Origin of the sequence: Actinomyces sp. AC-20-1 (genome assembly GCF_023369555.1) — a bacterium.
GTDB lineage: Bacteria > Actinomycetota > Actinomycetes > Actinomycetales > Actinomycetaceae > Actinomyces.
The window spans coordinates 1-11,143 of the sequence record NZ_JACJVC010000030.1; the positions used below are offsets into that span (position 1 = coordinate 1).

Here is an 11,143-nt window from a genome sequence, read left to right on the forward strand (position 1 = left end):
CAGGAACAGCCCAGCAGACGCACCCACTATGGCATAAAAAACATGACACACTATCGAGCTCTCAAACAACACACCCACCGAAAGAACACCACCACTTACAGTGACGAGCATCCACTCCGGAAGCGCCGGACCAACTTTACCGGGTCATTCACTCAACGTCAAACCAGAATCACGTGACCCTAGACTCAACCAAGCAAAATCCCGATCAAGTTATCCCGTACCCAAACAACTCCGGAACACTCCGGACCCGTCCGGGCCGAAGAGAACAATACGCAGGCCTCCCCCACCCGTCAAACCCGAAAGGCATGATCCGAGCCACAACCCACCCCATTTCCCATGGCGGGGCTCCTCGACGTCCTCATACCGTCCTCAGGACGCCACCGCGCACCGCGCTCACCGCAGGCGTCCGCGCCCTCCTGCGCCTCGCCCACGGACCTCCCGCATGGACCCCTCACACGCGTTGGGGGCGCGGGACGACCGGTGTCGTCCCGCGCCCCCAACGCGTCCAGGTCAGGCTCAGGCGTTGGCGAACTGACGCACCGCCGCCGCCACTGCTCCGGCCACACGCGTGTCGAAGGCACCCGGGATGACGTAGACGGGGCTCAGCTCGGACTCGGCGATGACACTCGCGATACCGGAGGCCGCCGCACGCATGAGGTCCATCGAGATGTCCGTCAGGCCCGTGTCGAGCAGACCGCGGAACAGGCCCGGGAAGACCAGCACGTTGTTGATCTGGTTCGGGAAGTCCGAGCGCCCCGTGGCCAGCACCGCCACACGACCGGCCGCACCCACCGGGTCCACCTCGGGGGTCGGGTTCGCCATCGCGAAGACGATCGGCTTGTCCGCCATGACGTCGAGGTCCTCGGGCTGGAGCAGGTTGCCGGAGGACACGCCGATGAGGACGTCCGCCCCGACCAGGCCCTCCTTGAGGGAGCCGGTGACGTGCCGCGGGTTGGTGTTCTCGGCGAGCCACCTGCGGTGCTGGTTCATGCCCTCGGTGTTGCGCCCGTCGAGGGCGCCGTCGCGGCCGTAGCCGACGATGTCGCGCGCGCCGTGGGCCATGAGCAGCTTGGCGATGGCGGTGCCTGCGGCGCCCACGCCGGACAGGACGATGCGCACGTCCTCGATCCTCTTGCCGACGATCTTCAGGGCGTTGATGAGCGCGGCGAGGGTGACGATGGCGGTGCCGTGCTGGTCGTCGTGGAAGACAGGGATGTCGAGCTCGGCCTTGAGCCGCTCCTCGATGTCGAAGCATTTGGGGGCTGCGATGTCCTCGAGGTTGATGCCGCCGTAGGCCGGGGCGATGGCCTTGACGATGCTCACGATCTCGTCGGGGTCCTTGGTGTCCAGCGCCACCGGCCAGGCGTCGACGTCGCCGAACTGCTTGAACAGGACGGCCTTGCCCTCCATGACGGGCATCGCGGCCGCGGGGCCGATGTCGCCCAGCCCGAGGACGGCGGTGCCGTCCGTGACGACGGCGACCGTGTTCTTCTTGATCGTCAGGTGCCGGGCCCGCTCGGGGTGGTCGTGGATCGCCTTGCACACGCGGGCGACGCCGGGGGTGTAGACCCGGGCGAGGTCTCGTCGGTTGCGGATCGCGGTGCGCGGGGCGATCTCGAGCTTGCCGCCGACGTGGGCGAGGAAGGTGGAGTCGCCGACGTTGTGGACCGTCACCCCCTCCACGCTCCGCAGAGCCTCGACGAGCTCCTGGCGGTGCTTGGAGTCACGGGTGTCCGCTGTCAGGTCGACGATGAGGACGTCGCTGTCGGCGTCCGCCACGTCCACGCCGTTGACGATGGCCCCTGTCGAGGCGGCCGTGTCCACCAGGGTGGCGACCGCCTTCTGGGACGCGGGGACCTCCAGGTGGAGGGCGACGGTGTAGCTGGGTCCGGGCTGAGCCATGTGTCTTCCTAGTTCTCTGGTGTCCTGATGAACGTTCTCAGCGTAGTGGGAGGCGCCCCGACGGCGACCGCGTGGCCTGCATCCGAGACGGCAGGAACCGCGGTGCACCCACCTGCGCCCGAAACCTAGGACGAAAGGCTGTGCGCCCGCCCGGTACGTGTACCGGGCGGGCGCACAGCCCTCACGCACTGGTGGACCTCAGGCCCCCACGCGCTCCATGACGAGCTCGCGCACCCGCTTGGCGTCGGCCTGCCCCCGGGTCGCCCTCATGACCGCGCCGACGATCGCGCCGGCGGCCTGGACCTTGCCGCCACGGATCTTGTCCGCGACGTCGGGGTTGGCGGCCAGGGCCTCGTCCACCGCTGCCAGCAGGGCGGAGTCGTCGGAGACGACCTCGAGCCCACGGGCCTCGACGACCTGCTGGGGGTCGCCCTCGCCGTCCAGGACGCCCTCGAGGACCTGGCGGGCCAGCTTGTCCGTCAGCCGGCCCTCGTCGACCAGTGCCTGCAGCTGGGCCACTTGCCCCGGTGTCACCGGCAGCTCCTCGAGTGAGGTCTCACGGTCCTTGGCGGCGCGGGCCAGCTCGCCCATCCACCACTTGCGGGCCGCCTGGCCGGAGCAGCCAGCCAGGGCCGTGGCCTCGATGAGGTCGAGCGCGCCGGCGTTGACGACGTCGCGCATCTCCTCGTCCGCCAGGCCCCACTCGCCCTTGAGACGACGGCGCCTGGCCGCCGGCATCTCCGGCAGCGCCGCACGGATCTCCTCCACCCACTCGCGGCTGGGGGCCACGGGCACGAGGTCGGGCTCGGGGAAGTAGCGGTAGTCGTCGGCGTCGGACTTGACCCGGCCGGGCCGGGTCGTGCCATCGGCCTGGCCGTGGCGCGTCTCCTGCAGGACCTGTCCCCCGGCGGCGAGGATCGCGGCCTGGCGCTGGATCTCGTAGCGCACGTGCTGCTCGATGGAGCGGAAGGTGTTGACGTTCTTCGTCTCGGTGCGCGTGCCCAGCGGGGCGTCGGGGGACTCGCGCAGCGAGACGTTGACGTCGGCGCGCACGTTGCCGCGCTCCATCCGGGCCTCCGAGACTCCCAGGGCCCGGAAGATGTCACGCAGGGTGCGCACGTAGGTCGCGGCGATCTGGGGCGCGCGCGCGCCTGCGCCCTCGATCGGGCGCGAGACGATCTCGATGAGCGGCACGCCCGCGCGGTTGTAGTCCACGAGAGAGTAGTCGGCGCCCTCGATGCGGCCGTCGGCACCACCCACGTGGGTGTTCTTGCCGGCGTCCTCCTCCATGTGGGCGCGCTCGATCGGGACCGTGAAGAACGTGCCGTCCTCCAGCTCGATCTCGAGGGCGCCGTCGAAGGCGATCGGCTCGTCGGACTGCGAGGTCTGGAAGTCCTTGGCGAGGTCCGGGTAGAAGTAGTTCTTCCGGGCGAAGCGCGAGTGCTCGCTGATCCGGCAGCCCAGCGCCAGGCCGATGCGGATGGCGTACTCGACGCCCTTCTTGTTGACCACCGGCAGGGAGCCGGGCAGCCCCACGCTCGTGGGGGTCACGCGGGAGTTCGGCTCGCCCCCGAAGGTGTTGGGGGCGGCGTCGAACATCTTCGTCGCCGTGCCCAGCTCGACGTGCACCTCGAGGCCGATGACCGGGTCGTAGCGGCGCACGGCCTCGTCGAAGTCCATGAGCTCCTCAGCCATCTCAGGCCTCCTTCTTGCTGCGCACGCCGGCGAGGGCGGCCTCGTCCAGGACCGGGGCGCGGTCCAGCAGGCGCCCGCCCCAGCGCTCCTCGAGCGCGGCCTCCAGGACGGCGCCCACGCGGTAGAGACGGTCGTCGGCCCGCTGGGGGGCCAGGATCTGGAAGCCGACGGGCAGGGCGTCGTCGGACAGCCCGGAGGGCAGGCTCATGCCCGGGATCCCGGCGAGGTTGGCGGGGATGGTGGTGACGTCGAGGGCGTACATCGCCATCGGGTCGTCCTTCTCGCCGAAGCGGTAGGCGGTGACCGGCGAGGTCGGGGACACCAGGACGTCGAAGCCGGAGAAGGCGGCGTCCAGGTCGCGCTGGACGAGGGTGCGGACCTTCTGGGCGCTGCCGTAGTAGGCGTCGTAGTAGCCGGCGCTGAGCACGTGGGTGCCCAGGATGATGCGCCGCTTGGCCTCGTCGCCGAAGCCGGCGCCGCGGGTGGCGGCCATGACCGTCTCCGCGGTGACCGGCCCCTCGGTGGGCTCGACGCGCAGGCCGTAGCGCATGCCGTCGTAGCGGGCCAGGTTGGAGGAGACCTCGGCGGGCATGATGAGGTAGTAGGCGTCGAGGGCGTACTCGAGGTTCGGCAGGGACACCGTCTCGATGCTCGCGCCCGCCTCCTCGAGCAGGGCCAGAGCGGCGTGGAAGGAGTCCATGACCCCGGCCTGGTAGGCGTCCCCGCCGTCCAGCTCGGCGATGACGCCGACCCGTGTGCCGGTGAGGTCGCGCCCCTGCTGGGCGGCGCGCACGACAGCCGCCATGCCGCGCGGGGCGTCGGACAGCGAGGTCGAGTCGAGCGGGTCGTAGGAGGCGATGACGTCGTGCAGCAGGGCCGTGTCCAGGACGGTGCGGGCCATGGGGCCGGGCGTGTCCAGCGAGGAGGCCATGGCGATGACGCCGAAGCGGGAGACCGTGCCGTAGGTGGGCTTGACACCGACGGTACCGGTGACAGCGGCGGGCTGGCGGATCGAGCCGCCGGTGTCCGTGCCCAGCGCCAGGGGGGCCTCGTAGGCGCCGACGGCGGCCGCGGAGCCGCCGGAGGAGCCGCCCGGGATCCGCCCCAGGTCCCAGGGGTTCGCCGTGCGGCCGAAGGCGGAGTGCTCGGTGGAGCCGCCCATGGCGAACTCGTCGAGGTTGGTCTTGCCGAGGACCGGCAGGTGCGCGGCGCGCAGGTTCACCACCGCGGTGGCGTCGTAGGGGGGCACCCAGCCCTCGAGGATCCGTGAGGCGGCTGTCGTGACCTGGCCCCGGGTGACGAAGAGGTCCTTGACGGCCACCGGCACGCCGGTGAGCTCACTGGTGGCGGTGCCGTCACGGCGGGCGGCGTCGGCGGCGTCCGCGTCGGCCAGGGCCTTGTCGGCGTCGACGTCGAGGAAGGCGTTGACGGCGTCGTCGACGACGGCGATGCGCTCGAGGTGGGCCCGGGTGAGCTCGCGCGAGGAGACCTCGCCGACGGCGAGCGCCGCGGCCTGCTCGGCCGCGGTGGCGGTGATGAGGGCGGTCATGAGGCGGAGTCCTCCCCGAGGATCTGGGGGACGAGGAACATGGAGTCCTCGGCCGCGGGGGCGCCTGCGAGGAGCTCGTCAACGTCGAGCACCGGGCCGGGCACGTCCTCGCGCAGCACGTTGGTGAGAGGGACCGGGTGGGAGGTGGCGGGCAGGTCGGGCGTGACCACGCTCGTGACCCGGGCGAAGGAGGAGGCGACGGCGTCCAGCTCACCGGCCAGGCGCGTCACCTCCTCATCCGTCAGGGCCACGCGTGCGAGGGCGGCGACGCGGGCGACCTCGTCCTTGGAGATGGCAGACATGAGGGTGAGTCTAGCCACGAGTCCCCCGTGCTCCCGACGCCGACGGGGAGGGGCCGGTGACAGCCCCCGGCACCGCCCCGCCGGAGCGACATCACAGGCGTATCAGGACACATGTCGTTGACTTTGCGCGGCCGCACCGGTGTCATGGTGGCAGGTGCCCGGCGGCAACCGTGCTGGGCCTCAGCCAGGAGCGCTGCCCCTACCGCGGTGCCGCGCGTCCGGAAGGACTTGCATGCGAGACGAAGAACTCCACGCCGACGGGGCGACCACGACCCCTGAGGACGTCGAGACCACCGTCATGAGCACCCCTTACGGGACGACGACGACCGTGCGCCGTACCTCCGTCCTCGCCGCCGCCCAGGAGGGCGCGGCCGAGGACACCGCTCAGGAGACCGGCCCCCAGCCGGCTCCGGTGGCCGAGGCCCCTGCCGAGGACTCCGACGCCCCCGTGCGGGACGAGCCCGCTGAGACCGTCGCCGTCCCGGCCCTCGTGACCATGACCACCGCGGCCACCCCGGCCATCCCGGGTACCAGGCCCTGGCCCTCCCCGGCGCAGCCCGTCCCAGCGGCCGTCGCACCCGACCGCGCCACGGGAGCCTCCCCCGACCGCGGGACCCGGCGCCGCCGCTGGCCCCTGTGGACCGCGGCCGCCTGCCTGCTCGTGCTCGTCGGCGTCGGAGCCGGCGGCTACGCCTACGCCGCGCACTACGCCGACAGGGCGGTGCCCGGGACCACCGTCGCCGGCCAGGACGTCGCGGGCATGACCCGCGCCGAGGTCTCCGAGCTCGTCTCGGGCCTCGCGCAGCAGACCACCGTCTCGGTCACCGGGGACGTCGAGGCCACCGCCTCGCTCACCGATCTCGGCGCCGCCGTCGACGCCGACGCCACCGCGGACGCCGCCCTGGCCGCCAGCAACGACGTCCTCGGCCGCTTCCGCGCCCTGTTCGAGGACAACCCCGTCGACGTCGTCACCACCAGCGACCCCGCAGCCGCCGAGGCCTACACCACCGGCCTCATCCCCGGCGACCGGGCCGTGGCCACCAACGCCACGGTCGGGCTCGGGCCGGACGGGCTCACCTTCGTCACGACCCCCGCCTCCGAGGGCGTGAGCCTGGACTCCACCGAGGCCGCCAAGGCGGCGCAGGAGGCGGCGCGCACCCTCACCTCCCGCAGCGTGACCCTCACCTACTCCACCCGGGTCCCCGAGATCACCGACGACGAGGCCACCCGGGCCGCGGAGCAGGCCAGCACCCTCGCCTCCCAGAGCGTGTCCATCACCGACAGCTCCGACCCCAACGGCCAGACCTGGACCCCGGACGCCACGACCCAGGCCTCCTGGGTCACCGTCGCGCCCACCGCGGACGGCACCGCCCTGACCGCCTCCGTCGACGCCGCCAAGGTCGCCCAGTGGGTCACCGCGTCCAGTGAGGGAGCCGGGGACGCGCCCGTGGACGGCGTGCGCAACATCAACTCCCGGGGCGACGTCGTCGCCACCAGCGTCGAGGCCGTCAACGGCAACAAGGTGACGAACGCCGAGGCCATCACCACGGCGCTCGTCGAGGCCCTCAACGCCGGCCGGCCCTACACGGGGGACTTCACCACCGAGGTCGTCGAGGCCTCCTGGACCGAGAGGATCATCGCGGACGGCGCTGAGGACCTCGTCTACCAGGCCGCACCCGGCGAGAAGTGGGTGGACGTCAACCTCTCCAACAAGACCGTGACGGCCTATGAGGGCGCCACCGTCGTGCGCGGCCCGGTCTACATGGTCGACGGCGCCGCCGCGACCCCGACGGTCACGGGCACGTACCACGTCTACCTGCAGTACACCTCGCAGACGATGGAGGGCGACAACGCCGACGGCACCCGCTACCGCACGGAGGACGTGCCGTGGGTCAGCTACTTCTACAGCGGCTACGCCTTCCACGGCGCCCCCTGGCGCTCCAGCTTCGGCTACTCGGGCTCTCACGGCTGCGTCAACATGCCCGTGGGCGAGGCCAGGTGGATCTACGACTGGGTCGAGATCGGCACCACGGTCGTCAGCCACTACTGAGCCACTACTGACCGGCCCGGCCCGTTGCCACCGGGCACCGGCCCGCGAGGTGCAGCACATCAACCGGCCCCAACCGGTCTCAGCCGGCCTCGCCGGGCGAGCCGGCCCCCTCGCCCAGAGCCTGCGGGCCTGCGGCCAGCAGCCGCTCGAAGGCCTCCTCGTCGAGCACGGGGACCCCCATCTCGAGGGCCTTGGCCTCCTTCGACCCGGCGCCCTCCCCGACGACGACGTAGCTCGTCCGCTTCGAGACGCTGCCCGCCGCCTTGCCCCCGCGCGAGACGATGGCCTCCTTCGCGCTCTCGCGGGTGAAGCGCTCGAGCGTGCCGGTGACGACGAGCGTGAGCCCGGTCAGCGTCGCGGAGGGCTCCTCCTCGGGCTCGTCGTCGGCGGTGCGCACGCCGGCGGCGGCCCAGCGCTCAAGGATCTCGGTGTGCCAGTCCACCTCCAGCCAGGACCTCCAGGCGGCGGCGATGGTCGGCCCGACACCGTCGACCCCGCTCAGCTCCTCCGCGCCCGCCGCACGCAGGACCTGAAGGGACCTGAAGCGGGCCGCCAGGGCGCGCGCCGCCGTCGGGCCGACGTGGCGCACGGACAGGGCCACGAGCACCCGCCACAGCGGCTGGGCCTTGGCGGCCTGCAGCTGGGTGAGCATCGCGGTGGCGTTCTTGCCCGGAGCCGTCGCCCTCCTCACAGCCCCGTCCTTGTCATAGGTCTCCTTGGACCAGAAGAAGCGGGCCAGGCGCCAGTCGCCGGTCGGCACACCGCGCCGCCTCACGGGCTGGTAGACGACGACGTCACGCAGGTCCTCGGCCGTGAGGTCGAACAGACCGGCCTCCCCCGCGAGCACCGGCTCCTGCTCCTGCACGCCCGCGGCCGCCAGCGCCGCCCGGGCGGCCGCCAGGTGCTCGGCGGCGGGCAGCTCCGCGAGCACCTGCGCGTCCACGCGGACCCTGCCGCGCTCGGTCTCCAGGCAGCGGCCGGCCGCCAGGGCCGCGAGCGCCTCCTCGCGGCCTGCGTCCGGCTGGGTGAGGGCGGTGGCCGCCTCGTCGCCCAGGCCCTCGACGTCGAGGGCCCCGCGTGAGCCGATGTGGGCCACCCGCTCGGTCACCTGAGCGGGGCAGGAGCGGGTGTTGGGGCAACGCAGGTCGACGTCGCCCTCCTTGGCCGGAGCGAGCGGCGTGGCGCAGGAGGGGCAGTGCTGCGGCATGACGAAGGGGCGCTCGGTGCCGTCACGTGCCTCGAGGACGGGCCCGACGATCTCGGGGATGATCTCGCCGGCCTTGCGCAGGACGACGGTGTCGCCGATGAGCACGCCCTTGCGGGCGACCTCGGTGGCGTTGTGGAGGGTGGCGCGCGAGACGGTCGAGCCGGAGACCTGCACGGGCTCCATGAGTCCGAAGGGGGTGACCCGCCCGGTGCGCCCGACCTGGACACCGATGTCGAGCAGGCGGGTGCGGACCTCCTCCGGCGGGTACTTGTAGGCGCTCGCCCAGCGCGGTACGCGGGAGGTGTGGCCGAGCCGGGCCTGCTGTGCGCGCGAGTCCACCTTGAGGACGATGCCGTCGATCTCGTGGAGGAGGTCGTGGCGGTGGTCGGCGTAGCGGGCGATGTAGTCCTCGCGCTCAGTGCGCCCGCGCACGAGCGCGTTGTAGGGCGAGACGGGCAGCCCCCACTCGGCGAGCAGCGCGTACCACTCGTGCTGGGAGTCCGGCAGGGCGCCGTCGTCGGCCGGCTGGATGGCGCCGACGCCGTGGGCGATGAAGGCCAGGGGGCGCCCGGCGGTGACCGCAGGGTCCTTCTGGCGCAGGGAGCCGGCGGCGGCGTTGCGGGGGTTGGCGAACAGGGGCAGCATCGGCTCCTTGCGCGCCCGGCCGCCCTGCGGCTGCGCCTCGCGGGCGGCGTTGCGCGCCTCGCGCGCGGTGTTCTCCTCCATGCGCTGGCGGTTGAGCTCGGTGAAGGCCTCGACCGGCAGGTAGACCTCCCCGCGGACCTCGACGACCTCGGGCGGCGCCGTGGTCGCGCTCGTGGTCAGGCGCTGCGGGATGGAGGCGATGGTGCTGACGTTGGCGGTGACGTCCTCGCCGGTGACCCCGTCGCCACGGGTCGCGGCCCGGGTGAGGACGCCGCGCTCGTAGGTGAGGCAGACGGCGACGCCGTCGATCTTGACCTCGGCGGTCATGGGCAGCTGCGCGTCCTCGGCCTCGAGGTCGGCGGCCACGCGCTGGGCCCACTCCTCGACCTCCTCGAGGCTGAAGACGTCCTGGAGGGAGTACATGCGCGCGCGGTGGGTCACCGGGGAGAAGGCCTCCGTCGCCGCCTCGCCGCCCACCGTGCGGGTGGGGGTCTCGGCCAGGACGAGGTCCGGGTGCCTCGCCTCAAGGTCCTCGAGCTCGCGGTACCAGCGGTCGTACTGCGCGTCGGAGACGGGTGACTGGGCGTCGACGGCGTCGTAGTAGGCGTGACGGGCTCGCTCGATCCGGCTCCTGAGCCGGACCATGTCCGCCCGGAGGCCGGCGTGCCGGACCCGGCGGTGCCGTGCGACGGCGTCGGCGACCTCGGTGGGGCTCAGGCGGGTGCGCTGCGCGGCGGGCGCCGGGGTCCCGTCGGGACCGGGGGCCGGGCGGGAGGTCTGGGTGCTCACGGGCCCATCCTCCCCCATCCGTGCGAGGGGCTCTCACGGCCGGGGCTCCGGGCTCCACAGGCCGCCGCCGCGCGTCCCCCGGGCCGGGATGTCCACAGGCGCCGTGAGGCGGGCCGGAGCGGGAGCGCGGCGCGCGGCACAGTGCCGTCATGCCCCACGACCTCCTACCGGACGGTGCCGACGCCACCGCCGAGGCCCGTGCCGCCCTGGCCAGCACCTGGCACCTCGCGGTGCTGAGCGGCCCCGACGCCGGCGCCGTGCTCGCCCTGCCCGACGGCGGCGAGCGCGCCGTCGGCCGCGCGGGCGCGCTCACGGACCCCTACGTCTCGCGCGAGCACCTGCGGCTGCGCGCCACCGCACGAGGCGTGAGCGTCCTCGACGTACCGGGGGTGAACGGGGCGCGGTGGTGCGGCCTGCGCCCGCTCCTGCGGGCTGCGGGGCGCACCGCCGTGCGCCCGCCTCAGCGGTGGCCGCCAGGAGGCCGGCTCCGGGTGGGCGACACCCTCCTCGAGCTGCGCAGGAGGCCGGAGGACCTGGAGGTGCCGCGTCCTCCGGGGCCTCGCGCCGGCCGCGGCCGTGCCCGGCTGGGCGCGCTGCTCGGCCTGCTGACCCTCCTGGTGGCGGTGGGAGTCGTCATCGCCTCCCTGCGCGCGGGCCACGGGGGCCGCTCCCTCATGCTGGCGCCCCTGCTCCTCATGGGTCTCATGCGTCTGGGAGGGGTGGGCCTGCCCGTGGGGCGGGCCCGGGGCGGGTGCGGGTGGCGGGGACGGCGTCCGGACCCGGCCGGGATGCTGCTGGCGGTGGCCCGGCGCGCCCACGCCGCCGTGCCCGCGGCGGGCGTCGGGGACGTGGAGGACGGGCCTCGGGCCTGGTGCGGGCGCAGGGGCCGGGGCACCGTCCTCCTCCTGCGGGCCGGGGACGCCCTCGCCCTCACCGGCGGCGGGGCGCACGAGGCCCTGCGCTGGTGGACGGCCCAGGTCGTCGCCTCCGGGGGCGTCGAGGTG

Annotated in this window: 7 protein-coding genes; 2 read left to right on the top strand and 5 right to left on the bottom strand. The window is 73.2% G+C overall.

Annotated features, from left to right (window positions below):
* Positions 1 to 516: 516 nt before the first annotated feature.
* The 4 genes from H6X67_RS11400 to gatC form a co-directional block, all read right to left on the bottom strand.
* On the bottom strand, positions 517 to 1,902 hold the full coding sequence (locus tag H6X67_RS11400; RefSeq protein ID WP_249435547.1) for an NAD-dependent malic enzyme: 1,386 nt from the start codon (positions 1,900 to 1,902) through the stop codon (positions 517 to 519).
* A 198-nt stretch (positions 1,903 to 2,100) separates the two neighbouring features.
* The gene (gatB, locus tag H6X67_RS11405; RefSeq protein ID WP_249369229.1) at positions 2,101 to 3,597 is read right to left on the bottom strand and encodes an Asp-tRNA(Asn)/Glu-tRNA(Gln) amidotransferase subunit GatB; all 1,497 of its coding nucleotides are present in this window, start codon (positions 3,595 to 3,597) and stop codon (positions 2,101 to 2,103) included.
* 1 nt (position 3,598) lies between these two features.
* The gene (gene gatA, locus H6X67_RS11410) at positions 3,599 to 5,146 is read right to left on the bottom strand and encodes an Asp-tRNA(Asn)/Glu-tRNA(Gln) amidotransferase subunit GatA (protein ID WP_249369230.1); all 1,548 of its coding nucleotides are present in this window, start codon (positions 5,144 to 5,146) and stop codon (positions 3,599 to 3,601) included.
* Complete coding sequence (gene gatC, locus H6X67_RS11415; protein ID WP_249369232.1) at positions 5,143 to 5,448, bottom strand: Asp-tRNA(Asn)/Glu-tRNA(Gln) amidotransferase subunit GatC; 306 nt, start codon at positions 5,446 to 5,448, stop codon at positions 5,143 to 5,145. Before gatC ends, gatA begins: the two co-directional genes overlap by 4 nt.
* 232 nt (positions 5,449 to 5,680) lie before the next feature.
* Between gatC and H6X67_RS11420 the strand changes: the two genes are divergently transcribed.
* On the top strand, positions 5,681 to 7,498 hold the full coding sequence (locus tag H6X67_RS11420) for a L,D-transpeptidase (protein WP_249369234.1): 1,818 nt from the start codon (positions 5,681 to 5,683) through the stop codon (positions 7,496 to 7,498).
* Between the two features lie 79 nt (positions 7,499 to 7,577).
* On the opposite strand, the gene ligA is transcribed toward H6X67_RS11420, so the two are convergent.
* Positions 7,578 to 10,157: an NAD-dependent DNA ligase LigA gene (gene ligA / locus H6X67_RS11425; RefSeq protein ID WP_249369236.1), complete on the bottom strand. Its 2,580-nt coding sequence runs from the start codon at positions 10,155 to 10,157 to the stop codon at positions 7,578 to 7,580.
* A 131-nt stretch (positions 10,158 to 10,288) separates the two neighbouring features.
* Between ligA and H6X67_RS11430 the strand changes: the two genes are divergently transcribed.
* The coding region (locus tag H6X67_RS11430) for an FHA domain-containing protein (RefSeq protein ID WP_249435548.1) at positions 10,289 to 11,143 on the top strand (855 nt) is incomplete at its 3' end.